The following is a 14366-nucleotide window of genomic DNA, read 5'->3' on the forward strand; positions in this document are numbered from 1 at the left end:
ACCGATGACGGCGAAGATCGCTTACGACGACGTCGAGGTCGGCACCGAGCTGCCGACGCAGTCCTTCCCCGTGAAGCGCGCCACACTGGTGCAGTACGCGGGTGCCTCCGGGGACTTCAATCCCATCCACTGGAACGAGAAGTTCGCCAAGGAGGTGGGCCTGCCGGACGTCATCGCGCACGGCATGTTCACCATGGCCGAGGCGATCCGCGTCGTCACCGACTGGACCGGCGACCCGGGCGCCGTCGTCGGCTACGGCGTTCGCTTCACCAAGCCCGTCGTCGTCCCGAACGACGACCAGGGTGCCGTGATCGAGGTCACCGGCAAGGTGGGCGCCAAGCTCGACGACAACACCGTGCGGGTCGATCTGACGGTGACCAGCGGCGGGCTGAAGGTCCTCGGGATGTCCCGGGCGGTCGTACGACTGGCCTGATGCCCAGGCAGCACGTGACGTAAGGGGCGCTCTCCCTGGAGAGGCGCCCCTTACGCGTCGGCACGCCTTGACCTAGTTAGTGATTGAGTACTAACTTAGTCGCATGGTCAGGATGAGCGCAGACGAGAGGCGTGAGAGCGTCATCCGCGCGGCGACGAGCGAGTTCGCCCGCGGCGGCTATCACGGCACGTCCACCGAGGCGATCGCCAAGCGGGTGGGTGTCTCGCAGCCGTATCTCTTCAGGCTCTTCCCGGGCAAGAAAGCGATCTTCCTCGCGGCTTCCGAGCGCTGCATGGACGACACGGTCCGTACGTTCGCGGAGGCCGCCGAGGGGCTGGAGGGCGAAGAGGCCCTGCATGCCATGGCCAACGCGTACACCAGGGTCATCGCGGAGCAGCCCGAACGGCTGATGATGCAGATGCAGACATACGTCGCGGTGGCCGCCGCGGAGGCCGAGGGCGACCACGGGTTCGGTGAGGCCGTGCGCGCCGGGTGGATGCGGCTCTGGGACACCGTCCACCTGCCGCTCGGCGCCGACGAGGCCGAGACGACGGTCTTCATGGCGTACGGCATGCTCATCAACTGCCTGGTGGCCATGGGATTCCCGCCGGGACACCGGGTCTGGGAAGGGATGTACCCGTCGGCTCGGCTCAAGGGCCGACTCGAGAAGTAGCGCGGACGGCGCGGTGCGCCGGCGCGACCGTTGGGCGTCATTTTTTTGGACGCGCAAGTTAGTGATCGATTACTAGCCGTAGTTCCATCACCCGCTGGGGGAGCGATGTCAGAGCAGACCGCACGTCGCGGGGGAGCCGTCTGGGCCCTCGTCATCACCAGCGTCGCCGGATTCATGGCGGCACTCGACAATCTCGTCGTCACCACCGCCCTGCCGTCCATCCGCGAGGACCTCGGCGGCGGGCTGGGCGACCTCGAATGGACCGTGAGCGCCTACACGCTCACCTTCGCCGTGCTGCTCATGTTCGGCGCGGCACTCGGCGACCGGTTCGGCCGCAGGCGGATGTTCATCGCCGGGCTCACCGTCTTCACCGTCGCCTCCGCCGCCGCGGCCATGGCGCCCGGCATCGGCTCCCTCATCGCCGCCCGCGCGGTCCAGGGCGTCGGCGCCGCCGTCATGATGCCGCTGACGCTCACGCTCCTCACGGCCGCCGTGCCCGCCGCGAAGCGCGGGATGGCGTACGGCATCTGGGGCGCGGTCAACGGACTCGCGGTCGCCTCCGGACCGCTCATCGGCGGCAGCCTCACCGAGCACGTGTCCTGGCACTGGATCTTCTGGCTGAACGTTCCGCTGGGCCTCGCCCTGCTGCCGCTGGCCCGGCTGCGCCTCGCCGAGTCCTACGGCACCGGCGCCCCGCTCGACTTCCCCGGCACCCTGCTCGCCAGCGGCGGCCTCTTCGGGCTCGTCTACGGCCTGGTGCGCGGGCCGGCCGACGGCTGGACCAGCCCGCTCGTGCTGACCGGCCTGTTCGCGGGCGCCGTCCTGCTCGTCGGGTTCGTCCTGCACGGCTTGCGGGCCAAGAACCCCATGCTGCCGATGCGCCTCTTCCGGTCCCGCGCCTTCGCCGGGATCAACGCCGCGAGCCTGCTGATGTTCCTCGGAATGTTCGGCTCGATCTTCCTGCTCAGCCAGTACATGCAGGGCGTCCTCGGCTACTCGCCCACCGAGGCGGGCCTCAGGATGCTGCCGTGGACCGGTATGCCGATGCTCGTCGCGCCGATCGCCGGCATCCTCTCCGACCGCGTCGGAGGCCGACCGGTCGTCGCCGCCGGGCTCTTCCTCCAGGCGGCCGGTCTCGGCTGGATGGCCGCCGTGGCCACCGTCGACGCCTCGTACGCCGTCCAACTGCCCGGTCTGATCGTCAGCGGCATCGGCATGGCGCTGTTCTTCGCCCCGGCCTCCAACCTGGTGATGTCCAGCGTCCGAGTGCAGGAACAGGGGATCGCCTCCGGTGCCAACAACGCGCTGCGGGAGGTCGGCGGTGCGCTCGGCATCGCGATCATGGCGTCGATCTTCTCGGCGCAGGGCGGCTACGAGTCCGGCCAGGCCTTTGTCGACGGACTGCGGCCCGCGCTGGTCACGGGCGCGGCGGTGGTGGCCCTCGCCGGCTTCGCCGCCCTGCTGATACCGGCCCGACGGCCCGCGCCCCCCGCGGCGACGGACTCCGGCGCGGCCTCCGGAACCGGCTCCGGGGCGGCGCCCGTGCTGGAGCCCGCCGGCCGCTGAGACACGCGGCACACGACGTGCCCGCTCCGTCCGGCACGCGCGCGTACGGTCCCGTCCACCGCGGCGGGGCCGCACGCGCGCGTGCCGTGCAGTGCCATGCAGGGGGGCGGCCGAGGCGGCCGGTGGATGGCGCTGTCGGAGGCGGGGAGGCGGGGAGGCGGGGCTGTCGGTGGTGTCTCGTAGTCTTGGGCGCGTGCAGGAACTCCACGATGCCCCGCTCGCCCCGCTGACCACCTTCCGGCTGGGCGGTCCCGCCACCAGGCTGGTGACCGCGACGACCGACGCCGAGGTGATCGCCGCCGTGCGCGCGGCCGACGCCGACGGTACGCCGCTGCTGATCGTCGGCGGCGGTTCGAACCTCGTCATCGGCGACAAGGGCTTCGAGGGCACCGCCCTGCGCATCGCCACGCGCGGCTGCGAACTCGCCGGGACCCGACTGGAGCTGGCCGCGGGCGAGACCTGGACCGACGCCGTCGCCCGCACCGTCGAGGCCGGGCTGGCCGGCGTCGAGTGCCTGGCCGGCATCCCCGGCTCGGCGGGCGCCACCCCGATCCAGAACGTCGGGGCGTACGGCCAGGAGGTCGCCACGACGATCACCGAGGTGATCGCCTACGACCGCCGGGAGGGCGAGACCGTCACCCTCACCGCCGGAGAGTGCGCCTTCTCCTACCGGCACAGCCGCTTCAAGGCCGACCCCGAGCGGTTCGTCGTCCTGCGCGTCCGCTTCGAACTCGAGGACGCGGACGGGTTGTCCGCGCCCCTGAAGTACGCCGAGACGGCCCGCGCGCTGGGCGTCGAGCCCGGCGACCGGGTGCCGCTCGCCGAGGCCCGCGAGACCGTGCTGAAGCTGCGCGCCGGGAAGGGCATGGTCCTCGACCCGCAGGACCACGACACCTGGTCGGCCGGCTCCTTCTTCACCAACCCGATCCTCACCGACGCCGACTTCGCCGTGTTCCACGCGCGCGTGCGGGAGCGGCTGGGCGACGGCGCGGAGCCGCCCGCCTATCCGGCCGGGGAGGGGCACACCAAGACCTCCGCGGCCTGGCTGATCGACAAGGCGGGCTTCACCAAGGGGTACGGCGGCGGGCCCGCCCGGATCTCCACGAAGCACACCCTCGCCCTCACCAACCGCGGCTCGGCCACCACGGAGGACCTGCTGGCGCTGGCCCGCGAGGTCGTGGCCGGAGTGCGCGAGGCCTTCGGGGTCACGCTCGTCAACGAGCCGGTGATGGTGGGCGTCGGGCTGTAGCCCTGGTCCCCGCGCGGATCGCCAAGGGCATCGAGGAGCGTCGCCCAGCGGCCCCGAGTGGGCACCGAGGGGTCGGGGAGCGGCCCTAGTAGGCCACCCCCACGCCCTGCTTCACCGTCCCCTCGTCCGCCACCATCGCCAGCATCGAGTGCGCCACGTCGGCCCGTCCGATGAACCGGCCCCTGCGGGGGAAGCCGCCCACCACCGTGCGGTACGACCCCGTCACCGGCTTGTCCTGCAGCCGCGGCGGCCGTACGGCCGTCCAGTCGGCGGCGCTGCGCGCCAGCTCCGCCTCCATCTCCCGCAGGTCGGCGTACACGTCCTTCAGCGCCGCCGACACGATGCCGCGCACGGTGCGGTCCAGGACTCCGTCGCCCTCCGGCTCGGGGCCGACGGGGCCGGCGCTGACCACGAGCAGCCGGCGCACGCCCTCCGCCTCCAGGGCCGACAGCACCGTGCGCGTGAGCCGGGCGGCCACCCCGGCGTCCTTGCGGCTTCGTGCGCCGAGCCCGGACAGGACCGCGTCCCGGCCGGTCACGGCGGGGCGCAACGCCGCCGGGTCGGTGAGGTCCGCGCGGACCACCTCCAGGCGGCCGCCGGCGACGGTGAGCCGGGCGGGATCCCGTACGACGGCCGTGACCTCGTGCCCGGCGTCCAGGGCCTGTCGGACGACCTCGCGGCCGATGCCTCCGGTGGCGCCGAAAACGGTGAACTTCATGGCGTGCTCCCCACTCCGGTCAGGTGGGTGAGTGTTCACTCACCCCGACTGCCTCTAGAGTGGGTAAGCGTTCACCCACCCGTCAAGAGGGGACCCCGCATGGACCGACCGGCCCGCGTCCGCATCCTCGACGCCGCGCACGAGCTGATGCTCACCGTCGGCCTGGCCCGCGCCACGACCAAGGAGATCGCGAAGGCCGCCGGCTGTTCCGAGGCGGCGCTCTACAAGTACTTCGCGAGCAAGGAAGAGCTGTTCATCCGTGTGCTCGCGGAACGGCTGCCCCGGCTGACCCCGCTGCTGAGCAGCCTGGCGGCCGAGCCCGGCCGGGGCACGCTGGAAGGGAACCTCACGGAGATCGCCCGCCAGGCCGCCCTCTTCTACGAGCAGAGCTTCCCCATCGCCGCCTCCCTGTACGCCGAGACCCAGCTCAAGCGGCGCCACGACGAAGCCATGCGGGACCTGGGCGTGGGCCCCCACGTGCCGATCGAGCAGCTCGCGGCCTATCTGCGGGCGGAGCAGGCAGTGGGGCGGGTCCGGCGGACGACGGACGCGTTCGCCGCGGCATCGCTGCTGATGGGGGCCTGTGCGCAGCGGGCGTTCGCCTACGACGCGGCGGGGGAGCGGCCGGAGGTGGACGGCTTCGCCGCCGGCCTGGCGCGCACCCTCGTGGCGGGCATCGCCGACTGAGGGTTCAGGCCGCCAGCCAGTCGTCCACGCCGGCCAGCAGCTTCGCCCTGACGTCCTCCGGTGCCGCCGAGCCCCGCACCGACTGCCGGGCCAGCTCCGCCAACTCCTCGTCCGTGAAGGCGTGGTGGCGCCGGGCGATGTCGTACTGGGCCGCCAGGCGCGAGCCGAACAGCAGCGGGTCGTCGGCGCCCAGGGCCATCGGCACCCCGGCGTCGAAGAGCGTCCGCAGCGGAACGTCCTCCGGCTTCTCGTACACCCCCAGCGCCACGTTCGACGCCGGGCACACCTCGCAGGTCACACCCCGGTCGGCGAGCCTCTTCAGCAGCCGTGGGTCCTCGGCCGCCCGCACCCCGTGCCCCAGCCGGTTCGCGTCCAGGTCGTCCAGGCAGTCGCGGATGGACGCCGGGCCGGTCAACTCGCCGCCGTGCGGGGCGGACAGCAGTCCGCCCTCCCGCGCGATCGCGAAGGCCCGGTCGAAGTCCCTGGCCATGCCCCGGCGTTCGTCGTTCGACAGCCCGAAGCCGACGACACCCCGGTCCGCGTACCGCACGGCCAGCCGGGCCAGTGTGCGGGCGTCCAGCGGGTGCTTCATCCGGTTCGCCGCGACCAGTACCCGCATGCCGAGCCCGGTGTCGCGCGAGGCCGTCTCCACCGAGTCCAGGATGATCTCCAGCGCCGGGATCAGCCCGCCCAGCCGGGGCGCGTACGACGTCGGGTCCACCTGGATCTCCAGCCAGCCCGAGCCGTCCTTCAAATCCTCCTCGGCAGCCTCGCGCACCAGCCGCTGGATGTCCTCCGGCTCCCGTACGCACGAGCGCGCCGCGTCGTACAGGCGCTGGAAGCGGAACCAGCCCCGTTCGTCCGTGGCCCGCAGTTTGGGCGGCTCCCCGCTGGTCAGCGCCTCGGTCAGCGCGTCCGGCAGGTGCACGCCGTACTTGTCGGCCAGTTCCAGCACGGTGGTGGCCCGCATCGACCCGGTGAAGTGCAGGTGCAGATGGGCTTTCGGCAGCTCAGAGACATCACGTACACGCTCCATTCGAGGATCCTGCCGCACCTTCCGGTCGTCCCGGTAGCGCTTTCCCCGATCGTGGTCTTGCTCGCACTCATACACGAAGAAGCGGGCCGCCTCCCCGAGGGAGACGGCCCGCACGCGCGCGTGAGGACGAGGACGTCAGTCCCTGGCCTCCGCCAGCAGCTTCTGGATGCGGCTCACGCCCTCGACGAGGTCCTCGTCGCCCAGCGCGTACGACAGCCGCAGGTAACCCGGGGTGCCGAAGGCCTCACCCGGAACCACCGCGACCTCGGCCTCCTCCAGGATGAGCGCGGCCAGCTCGACCGAGTCCTGCGGACGCCTGCCGCGGATCTCCTTGCCGAGGAGCGCCTTCACGGAGGGGTACGCGTAGAACGCGCCCTCGGGCTCCGGGCAGAGGACGCCGTCGATCTCGTTCAGCATCCGCACGATCGTCTTGCGGCGCCGGTCGAAGGCCTCCCGCATCTTCTCGACGGCGGACAGGTCACCGGAGACGGCGGCCAGCGCGGCGATCTGCGCCACGTTGGAGACGTTCGAGGTGGCGTGCGACTGGAGGTTCGTGGCGGCCTTCACGACGTCCTTCGGGCCGATGATCCAGCCCACCCGCCAGCCGGTCATCGCGTACGTCTTCGCCACGCCGTTGACCACGATGCACTTGTCGCGCAGCTCGGGCAGGATCCCCGGCAGCGAGGTGAACTTCGCGTCGCCGTAGACGAGGTGCTCGTAGATCTCGTCCGTCATCACCCACAGGCCGTGCTCGAGGGCCCAGCGGCCGATCGCCTCGGCGTCCCCGACGTCGTAGACGGCGCCGGTCGGGTTGGACGGGGAGACGAAGAGCACGACCTTGGTGTTCTCCGTGCGGGCCGCCTCCAGCTGCTCGACCGAGACCCGGTAGCCGGTCGTCTCGTCGGCCACGACCTCCACCGGGACACCGCCGGCCAGCCGGATGGACTCCGGGTACGTCGTCCAGTACGGCGCCGGGACGATGACCTCGTCGCCCGGGTCGAGGATCGCGGCGAAGGCGTTGTAGATCGCCTGCTTGCCGCCGTTGGTGACCAGGATCTGCGAGGCGTCCACCTCGTAGCCCGAGTCACGCAGCGTCTTCGCGGCGATAGCGGCCTTCAGCTCGGGGAGACCACCGGCCGGCGTGTAGCGGTGGTACTTGGGGTTCTTGCAGGCCTCGACGGCCGCCTCGACGACGTAGTCCGGGGTCGGGAAGTCGGGCTCGCCCGCGCCGAAGCCGATCACCGGACGCCCGGCGGCCTTCAGGGCCTTGGCCTTGGCGTCCACGGCAAGGGTGGCGGACTCGGAGATCGCGCCGACGCGGGCGGAGACCCGGCGCTCGGTGGGAGGGGTTGCAGCGCTCATGGCACCCATGGTTTCAGACGGGTAACCGGCCCGGTACACGGGTTTCACGGACTGGGCAGCCGACTGAACATCAGAGTGATTCCGATCAAGGCCGCTTTCCGTTCGACGAGGCGCTCAAGACCACGTACACTCACACGTCGTTGGCCTCCAACAGTCGTGCCACATCAGGTGCACACCGAGCACCCGGTCGGATGCGGTACGTTGGGGAACGCACAAAGGGTCGTAGCTCAATTGGTAGAGCACTGGTCTCCAAAACCAGCGGTTGGGGGTTCAAGTCCCTCCGGCCCTGCTACACACTCCGTCACCAGGATGTGTGCGCAGCGCATGTACGTACAGCAATGCATCGCCGTGCGGCTCAGACCGGGCGCGGCACGGCCACGACCCGGGAACAGGTGAGGACGAATGGCGGATGCCGTGGGCTCCATCGACACGCCTGATGCCCAGGACGAGGTGCCTGAGGCGCAGAAGAAGACCCGCAAGGGCGGTAAGCGCGCCAAGAAGGGCCCGCTGAAGCGTCTCGCGCTCTTCTATCGGCAGATCGTCGCGGAGCTCCGCAAGGTCGTATGGCCCACGCGGAGTCAGCTGACGACGTACACGACCGTGGTGATCGTCTTCGTGGTCATCATGATCGGCCTGGTGACCGTGATTGACTATGGACTCAGCCACGCCGCCAAGTACGTTTTTGGCTGAGCCTAGAGCGAAGGGCGCCGAGGTATCCGGCGCCCCTTTCGCATGTTCCACCCCTATGTATCCAGGAAGAAGCAGCCACCGTGTCTGACCAGAACCTGAACGACGCCATCGAGCCGGACGAGTCCGTGGACGACGAGCTCGACATCGTCGAGGGCTCGGACGAGGTGGACGAGTTCGAGGCTGCCGAGGCCGAAGCGGGCGAACCCGCGGAGGAAGCCGCACTCCACGTCGAGGACGAGGAAGCCGACGAGGACGTCGAGGCCGAGGACATCGCGGCCGAGGACGTCGTCGACGAGGCCGAGGAAGAAGAGCCGGCCGAGCCCGTCGACCCCGTTGTCGCCCTGCGCGAGGAGCTGCGCGCCCTCCCCGGCGAGTGGTACGTCATCCACACGTACGCCGGCTACGAGAACCGCGTGAAGACCAACCTGGAGCAGCGCGCCGTCTCGCTGAACGTCGAGGACTACATCTTCCAGGCCGAGGTGCCGCAGGAAGAGGTCGTCCAGATCAAGAACGGCGACCGCAAGACCATCCGTCAGAACAAGCTGCCCGGCTACGTGCTGGTGCGCATGGACCTGACGAACGAGTCGTGGGGCGTCGTCCGCAACACCCCCGGCGTCACCGGCTTCGTGGGCAACGCGTACGACCCGTACCCGCTGACCCTGGACGAGATCGTCAAGATGCTCGCCCCGGAGGCCGAGGAGAAGGCCGCCCGTGAGGCCGCCGAGGCCGAGGGCAAGCCGGCTCCGGCCCGCAAGGTCGAGGTCCAGGTGCTGGACTTCGAGGTGGGCGACTCGGTCACCGTCACCGACGGTCCGTTCGCCACGCTGCAGGCCACGATCAACGAGATCAACGCCGACTCGAAGAAGGTCAAGGGCCTGGTCGAGATCTTCGGCCGCGAGACCCCGGTCGAGCTCTCCTTCGACCAGATCCAGAAGAACTAGCTCTCTGGAACAGATGCCTCCGACCAGGTCAGACAGGCTCTCGCAGCCCGTCTGACCTGCTCGGTTTTTGGCCGCGCACAGATACCCGTTATCGTTGTGCGGTATGCCTCCATCCGGATCATCCGGACCGGACGGCTGAAAACTCTCACTAGGACCCGGAGAGAGCAATGCCTCCCAAGAAGAAGAAGGTCACGGGGCTCATCAAGCTCCAGATCAACGCCGGTGCGGCCAACCCCGCGCCGCCGGTCGGCCCCGCGCTCGGCCAGCACGGCGTCAACATCATGGAGTTCTGCAAGGCCTACAACGCCGCGACCGAGTCGCAGCGTGGCTGGGTGATCCCGGTGGAGATCACGGTCTACGAGGACCGCTCCTTCACCTTCATCACCAAGACGCCGCCGGCCGCGAAGATGATCCTCAAGGCCGCTGGTGTCGAGAAGGGCTCCGGCGAGCCGCACAAGACCAAGGTCGCCAAGATCACCGAGGCGCAGGTCCGTGAGATCGCCACGACCAAGCTCCCCGACCTGAACGCCAACGACCTCGACGCCGCGTCGAAGATCATCGCCGGCACCGCCCGCTCCATGGGCATCACGGTCGAAGGCTGATCCCCAGCCCCGTAGCACCTTCGTAGCACCGTGGCAGGGCCTGCTCGGCCCCAACCACGACTCCTCAAGACACACAGGAGCAGTAGTGAGCAAGCGCAGCAAGTCCCTCCGCGCTGCGGACGCCAAGATCGACCGGGAGAAGCTCTACGCCCCGCTCGAGGCCGTCCGTCTCGCCAAGGAGACCTCCACGAGCAAGTTCGACGGCACCGTCGAGGTCGCCTTCCGCCTGGGTGTCGACCCGCGCAAGGCCGACCAGATGGTCCGTGGCACCGTGAACCTGCCGCACGGCACCGGCAAGACCGCCCGGGTCCTGGTCTTCGCGACCGGTGACCGTGCTGCGGCCGCGGAGGCCGCGGGCGCCGACATCGTCGGCTCCGACGAACTGATCGACGAGGTCGCGAAGGGTCGTCTGGACTTCGACGCCGTCGTCGCCACCCCGGACCTCATGGGCAAGGTCGGCCGCCTCGGCCGCGTGCTCGGTCCGCGTGGTCTGATGCCGAACCCGAAGACCGGCACCGTCACCCCCGACGTGGCCAAGGCCGTCACGGAGATCAAGGGCGGCAAGATCGAGTTCCGCGTCGACAAGCACTCGAACCTGCACTTCATCATCGGCAAGTCGTCCTTCGACGACACCCAGCTGGTGGAGAACTACGGCGCGGCGCTGGAGGAGATCCTCCGTCTGAAGCCGTCCGCCGCCAAGGGTCGTTACATCAAGAAGGCCGCGATCAGCACGACGATCGGCCCCGGCATCCTGGTGGACCCGAACCGCACCCGGAACCTTCTCGTCGAGGAGGACCCGGCCGCGGTCTGAGCCTCACAGCTCACCCTCAGTCGGTGACGAGCCCCGCAACCTTTCGAGGTGCGGGGCTCGTCCCTTTTGCCGTACGTCTCTTTTTCGTACGACTGTCAGTGCCGTGCGTTAGCGTTCAGTGACAGGAATCCATGGGGGTGGGACGAATGAAGCGCACGACCCTGCGCCGCGCGGGCCTCTCGGTCGCCGCGGTGACCCTGCTGACGGGTGTGACGGCCTGTGGGGGCTCCGGTGGCTCGGACGGCTCCGGCGGCTCGGCCAGGGGCGGGGACGGCAGCCCCCTGCTCAGCCCGGTCGCGGCCCTGCTCACCGCCGAGAAGTCCACCGACGGCGCCGACTCCGCGAAGGTCGAGTCGACCACGACCATGGGCTCGGTGATGTCGATGACCGCCGACGGCGCTCTCGGCTGGGGGGACGGCCTCACCGGCACGCTCACCATCACGTACACCGGCGGCACCATGGCCGACACCATGCGCCAGATGGGCACCACGTCGATGGAGGCCCGCTATCTGCCCGACGCCTACTACGCCAGGATGGGCGACACCTTCGCGGAGCAGGCCGGCGGCAGGCACTGGATCAGATACGCCTACGACGACCTGGAGAGCCTCGGCGGCAGCTCCGGCGCGTATCTGAAGGATCAGATGCAGAACACCACCCCGAACCAGTCGGTGAAGCTGCTGCTGGCCTCCGGGGACGTGCGGGAGGTCGGCGAGGAGAAGGTGCGGGGACAGCGGACCACGCACTACTCGGGGACGGTCGAGGTGGCGGACCTGGCCGAGAAGAACTCCAACCTCGACCAGAGCCAGCTCGACGACCTGAGGAAGACGCTGGAGCAGGCCGGCGTCACCACCGAGACGGTGGACATCTGGGTCGACGACCGGGACCTGCTGGTCAAGAAGGTCGAGAAGGGCGAGACCACGGCGGGCGCCTACGCCCAGACCGCCTACTACACCGACTACGGCACCGAGGTCATGGCCGAGGTGCCTCCGGCGAGCGACACCGCGGACTTCTCGGAGCTGGTGAAGCAGCAGGGGGCGGGTACCGGCTCGTAAATCACGGGACCTCTTCCGATCCCCTGGGATACCTTCACGGTCTTGCTGTGCATCGACCGTGTGTTCGCTGTATCGGGTTCTGGGGGAAGTCGGATGAGGTCTGCCGTGGGTGTCCTCGGACTGTCGGCGCTGCTCGTCGCCGGATGTGCGGCGACGGACGACGCGGAGGGCGCGGGTGACCCGGCCGCGGCGGCCGCCGTCACCCGGGCCGCGGCGAAGGCCGAGGAGGCCGTGTCCCTGCGGTACCGCATGACCGGCCGGACACCGGGGGAAGGCCGTATCGAGGCAGAGGCCGCGATCGGCACCGAGCCGCCGGTCATGAGCCTGAAGTCCACCGTGCTCAGCGGGCCCGACCAGGGCACGGGTGAGTTTCGGCTGGTCGGCGGGGTGCTCTACGTGGGCACCGACGAAGCCGGCGAGGACGGCAAGCACTGGATCAGGTTCGGGAAGCCGGGCAGCTCCGACACCCCCAGCGGGGTCGAGGTCGACACCGGCACGATGGTGGACCGGGTCCGGGACAACCCCTCCCACGAGGGCGGCTTCCTCGCCGCGGCCGACGACCTGGAGAAGGCCGGCGCGGAGACCGTCGGCGGCGTCCCCACCACCCACTACACGGGCACCGCCACCGTCGACGACATCCGCGCCTCCTACAAGGACGACGACGACAGCGTCCGCCGGCGGACCGAGAAGAGCCTCGCCCAGTACGAGAAGCAGGGTGTGGACGAACTCACCATGGACCTCTGGATCGACGCCCAGGACCGTACGCGGCAGCTGCGGATGCAGGGCTTCGGACGGCACGGGGAGCTCGACCTCACCATCACGTTCCTCGACTTCGGGAAGCCCGTGACCGTGAAGGCGCCGCCCCCCTCGGACACCCTGGACATGGCCGAGGAGCTGAAGAAGGCCGGGGACTGAGCTCGTCCGTACGGCCCCGTACGGGCGGATTTGCTTGACCGCGCCCCGTTCACGTACTCTCCTCGAGAAGCCAAAGACCGCTGGTCGTTGCCGTGCTCTCGCAAGAGGGGGCGGTGGCCGAAGGATCCGCTGTAATGCGGACGACCCGCGCAGGTGTCAGTGGATACGCTCCCGGACCGGATCCTCCCACGGATTCGTTCGGTCGAGCTACGCCCCGTGCGCCTGCGCCGGGGCGTTTCGTTTTGCCAGTCTCCTTCTGAGCGGTCCTCATCACCCGGAAGGAGGCCACGCTTATGGCAAGGCCCGACAAGGCTGCCGCGGTAGCCGAGCTCGCGGACCAGTTCCGCAGCTCGAACGCCGCTGTGCTGACCGAGTACCGGGGTCTCACCGTGGCGCAGCTCAAGACGCTGCGCCGTTCGCTCGGTGACGACGCCCAGTACGCCGTGGTGAAGAACACGCTGACCAAGATCGCGGCCAACGAGGCCGGGATCTCGACGCTCGACGACCTGTTCAACGGTCCGACGGCGGTTGCCTTCATCACCGGTGACCCGGTGACGTCGGCGAAGGGTCTTCGTGACTTCGCCAAGGACAACCCGAACCTCGTCATCAAGGGCGGTGTCCTTGACGGTAAGGCGCTGTCCGCCGACGAGATCAAGAAGCTTGCGGACCTCGAGTCCCGCGAGGTTCTGCTCGCCAAGCTGGCGGGCGCCATGAAGGGCAAGCAGTCCCAGGCTGCCTCGCTCTTCCAGGCGCTCCCGTCGAAGTTCGTCCGCACCGCGGAGGCGCTTCGCGTCAAGCTGGCCGAGCAGGGCGGTGCCGAGTAACTCGGCTCGCACTCTGACCGCTGCCTGACGCAGTGGTCGAAGCGGGCCGAACGTACGCCCGCCGACATGTACATCCGGCACCTGCCGAATTGAATGGAAGGATCGCCCACCATGGCGACGAAGCTGTCCCAGGAAGAGCTGCTCGCGCAGTTCGAGACCCTCACCCTCATCGAGCTCTCCGAGTTCGTGAAGGCGTTCGAGGAGAAGTTCGACGTCACCGCCGCCGCCGCGGTTGCCGCTGCGCCGGCCGGCCCGGCCGCCGCCGCCGAGGTCGCTGAGGAGCAGGACGAGTTCGACGTCATCCTCACCGGTGCCGGCGAGAAGAAGATCCAGGTCATCAAGGTCGTGCGTGAGCTCACCTCCCTGGGTCTGAAGGAGGCCAAGGACCTCGTCGACGGCGCTCCGAAGCCCGTCCTCGAGAAGGTCGCCAAGGAGGCCGCTGAGAAGGCCGCCGAGTCCCTCAAGGCCGCCGGCGCCTCCGTCGAGGTCAAGTAACACCTCCCGGTCGGCGACGACCGGACGCGAAGGCTGAATCAGTCCCCGCGGGGCTGTAACGCTCACGCACCGAAGAGCGATCATCCATCTGGGTGGTCGCTCTTCGGCGTTCCTGGGAGCGCGGCCACGGTTGCCTTGCACCCGCTTGACCGGGGGGTATGGTGATCTTCATCGTGTCTCCGAGCGCCTGAGTCCGCGCAGGGGGGCCTTGACGAACCGCACGCAGCGCGCAATTCTCAGGACGCGTCGTCACAAGGATCCGAATCCGAGGCATGGATCGACGGCAAAGAGGGCAGTATCACCGTGCGTTGA

Annotated in this window: 16 protein-coding genes and 1 tRNA gene; 14 read left to right on the forward strand and 3 right to left on the reverse strand. The window is 69.6% G+C overall.

The features are described 5' to 3' along the window. Positions 1 to 4: 4 nt before the first annotated feature. The 4 genes from QF030_RS25020 to QF030_RS25035 all read left to right on the forward strand — a co-directional run bounded on the left by QF030_RS25020 (position 5) and on the right by QF030_RS25035 (position 3921). Positions 5 to 433 carry a MaoC family dehydratase gene (locus QF030_RS25020; RefSeq protein WP_307164875.1) on the forward strand — a complete coding sequence of 143 codons (429 nt, stop codon included), beginning with the start codon at positions 5 to 7 and terminating at the stop codon, positions 431 to 433. Between the two features lie 103 nt (positions 434 to 536). Continuing rightward, positions 537 to 1106 (forward strand): TetR/AcrR family transcriptional regulator, encoded by a 570-nt coding sequence (locus tag QF030_RS25025; RefSeq protein WP_307164876.1) that lies wholly within the window; start codon positions 537 to 539, stop codon positions 1104 to 1106. Positions 1107 to 1211: 105 nt separating this feature from the next. After that, the gene (locus QF030_RS25030) at positions 1212 to 2672 is read left to right on the forward strand and encodes a DHA2 family efflux MFS transporter permease subunit (RefSeq protein ID WP_307164877.1); all 1461 of its coding nucleotides are present in this window, start codon (positions 1212 to 1214) and stop codon (positions 2670 to 2672) included. A 193-nt stretch (positions 2673 to 2865) separates the two neighbouring features. Next, positions 2866 to 3921, forward strand: a complete 1056-nt coding sequence (locus QF030_RS25035) for a UDP-N-acetylmuramate dehydrogenase (RefSeq protein WP_307164878.1) — start codon at positions 2866 to 2868, stop codon at positions 3919 to 3921. 85 nt (positions 3922 to 4006) lie between these two features. Here QF030_RS25035 and QF030_RS25040 read toward each other — a convergent pair whose 3' ends face one another. Continuing rightward, on the reverse strand, positions 4007 to 4639 hold the full coding sequence (locus QF030_RS25040) for an NAD(P)-dependent oxidoreductase (protein WP_307164879.1): 633 nt from the start codon (positions 4637 to 4639) through the stop codon (positions 4007 to 4009). A gap of 99 nt (positions 4640 to 4738) precedes the next feature. Here QF030_RS25040 and QF030_RS25045 point away from each other — a divergent pair, with 99 nt between their 5' ends. After that, positions 4739 to 5326, forward strand: a complete 588-nt coding sequence (locus QF030_RS25045; RefSeq protein WP_307164880.1) for a TetR/AcrR family transcriptional regulator — start codon at positions 4739 to 4741, stop codon at positions 5324 to 5326. Positions 5327 to 5330: 4 nt separating this feature from the next. On the opposite strand, the gene QF030_RS25050 is transcribed toward QF030_RS25045, so the two are convergent. Both QF030_RS25050 and QF030_RS25055 read right to left on the reverse strand, forming a co-directional pair. Continuing rightward, complete coding sequence (locus QF030_RS25050) at positions 5331 to 6362, reverse strand: adenosine deaminase (RefSeq protein ID WP_307164881.1); 1032 nt, start codon at positions 6360 to 6362, stop codon at positions 5331 to 5333. A 135-nt stretch (positions 6363 to 6497) separates the two neighbouring features. Further along, positions 6498 to 7724, reverse strand: a complete 1227-nt coding sequence (locus QF030_RS25055; RefSeq protein WP_307164882.1) for a pyridoxal phosphate-dependent aminotransferase — start codon at positions 7722 to 7724, stop codon at positions 6498 to 6500. Positions 7725 to 7940: 216 nt separating this feature from the next. Between QF030_RS25055 and QF030_RS25060 the strand changes: the two genes are divergently transcribed. From QF030_RS25060 to rplL, 9 genes are all read left to right on the forward strand, one after another. After that, positions 7941 to 8013, forward strand: a tRNA-Trp gene (locus QF030_RS25060). Between the two features lie 113 nt (positions 8014 to 8126). Then, entirely contained in the window at positions 8127 to 8414 is a 288-nt protein-coding gene (gene secE, locus QF030_RS25065; protein WP_062640252.1) for a preprotein translocase subunit SecE, read from the forward strand. A gap of 80 nt (positions 8415 to 8494) precedes the next feature. Beyond that, positions 8495 to 9355: a transcription termination/antitermination protein NusG gene (nusG, locus tag QF030_RS25070; RefSeq protein ID WP_307164883.1), complete on the forward strand. Its 861-nt coding sequence runs from the start codon at positions 8495 to 8497 to the stop codon at positions 9353 to 9355. Positions 9356 to 9522: 167 nt separating this feature from the next. After that, positions 9523 to 9957, forward strand: a complete 435-nt coding sequence (gene rplK / locus QF030_RS25075; RefSeq protein ID WP_020132675.1) for a 50S ribosomal protein L11 — start codon at positions 9523 to 9525, stop codon at positions 9955 to 9957. A gap of 85 nt (positions 9958 to 10042) precedes the next feature. Then, the gene (rplA, locus tag QF030_RS25080; RefSeq protein ID WP_020132674.1) at positions 10043 to 10768 is read left to right on the forward strand and encodes a 50S ribosomal protein L1; all 726 of its coding nucleotides are present in this window, start codon (positions 10043 to 10045) and stop codon (positions 10766 to 10768) included. A gap of 146 nt (positions 10769 to 10914) precedes the next feature. Continuing rightward, positions 10915 to 11820 carry a hypothetical protein gene (locus QF030_RS25085; protein WP_307164884.1) on the forward strand — a complete coding sequence of 302 codons (906 nt, stop codon included), beginning with the start codon at positions 10915 to 10917 and terminating at the stop codon, positions 11818 to 11820. 93 nt (positions 11821 to 11913) lie between these two features. Beyond that, on the forward strand, positions 11914 to 12735 hold the full coding sequence (locus QF030_RS25090; RefSeq protein WP_307164886.1) for an LppX_LprAFG lipoprotein: 822 nt from the start codon (positions 11914 to 11916) through the stop codon (positions 12733 to 12735). 293 nt (positions 12736 to 13028) lie between these two features. After that, complete coding sequence (gene rplJ, locus QF030_RS25095; RefSeq protein ID WP_307164887.1) at positions 13029 to 13559, forward strand: 50S ribosomal protein L10; 531 nt, start codon at positions 13029 to 13031, stop codon at positions 13557 to 13559. A gap of 111 nt (positions 13560 to 13670) precedes the next feature. Continuing rightward, the gene (rplL, locus tag QF030_RS25100; RefSeq protein WP_307164888.1) at positions 13671 to 14054 is read left to right on the forward strand and encodes a 50S ribosomal protein L7/L12; all 384 of its coding nucleotides are present in this window, start codon (positions 13671 to 13673) and stop codon (positions 14052 to 14054) included. The last annotated feature ends 312 nt before the right edge of the window (positions 14055 to 14366 follow it).

The sequence above is a fragment of the Streptomyces rishiriensis genome, from assembly GCF_030815485.1.
Classification (GTDB): domain Bacteria; phylum Actinomycetota; class Actinomycetes; order Streptomycetales; family Streptomycetaceae; genus Streptomyces; species Streptomyces rishiriensis_A.

What these genes read in the sequence shown, in the direction of transcription:
- QF030_RS25030 (WP_307164877.1), top strand. Translation starts at nt 1,212, where the DNA reads ATGTCAGAGCAGACCGCACGTCGCGGGGGAGCCGTCTGGGCCCTCGTC.
- rplJ (WP_307164887.1), top strand. Translation starts at nt 13,029, where the DNA reads ATGGCAAGGCCCGACAAGGCTGCCGCGGTAGCCGAGCTCGCGGACCAG.
- QF030_RS25055 (WP_307164882.1), bottom strand. Translation starts at nt 7,724, where the DNA reads ATGAGCGCTGCAACCCCTCCCACCGAGCGCCGGGTCTCCGCCCGCGTC.
- secE (WP_062640252.1), top strand. Translation starts at nt 8,127, where the DNA reads ATGGCGGATGCCGTGGGCTCCATCGACACGCCTGATGCCCAGGACGAG.
- QF030_RS25020 (WP_307164875.1), top strand. Translation starts at nt 5, where the DNA reads ATGACGGCGAAGATCGCTTACGACGACGTCGAGGTCGGCACCGAGCTG.
- rplL (WP_307164888.1), top strand. Translation starts at nt 13,671, where the DNA reads ATGGCGACGAAGCTGTCCCAGGAAGAGCTGCTCGCGCAGTTCGAGACC.
- QF030_RS25045 (WP_307164880.1), top strand. Translation starts at nt 4,739, where the DNA reads ATGGACCGACCGGCCCGCGTCCGCATCCTCGACGCCGCGCACGAGCTG.
- rplK (WP_020132675.1), top strand. Translation starts at nt 9,523, where the DNA reads ATGCCTCCCAAGAAGAAGAAGGTCACGGGGCTCATCAAGCTCCAGATC.
- QF030_RS25085 (WP_307164884.1), top strand. Translation starts at nt 10,915, where the DNA reads ATGAAGCGCACGACCCTGCGCCGCGCGGGCCTCTCGGTCGCCGCGGTG.
- QF030_RS25050 (WP_307164881.1), bottom strand. Translation starts at nt 6,362, where the DNA reads ATGGAGCGTGTACGTGATGTCTCTGAGCTGCCGAAAGCCCATCTGCAC.
- QF030_RS25025 (WP_307164876.1), top strand. Translation starts at nt 537, where the DNA reads ATGGTCAGGATGAGCGCAGACGAGAGGCGTGAGAGCGTCATCCGCGCG.
- QF030_RS25090 (WP_307164886.1), top strand. Translation starts at nt 11,914, where the DNA reads ATGAGGTCTGCCGTGGGTGTCCTCGGACTGTCGGCGCTGCTCGTCGCC.
- QF030_RS25040 (WP_307164879.1), bottom strand. Translation starts at nt 4,639, where the DNA reads ATGAAGTTCACCGTTTTCGGCGCCACCGGAGGCATCGGCCGCGAGGTC.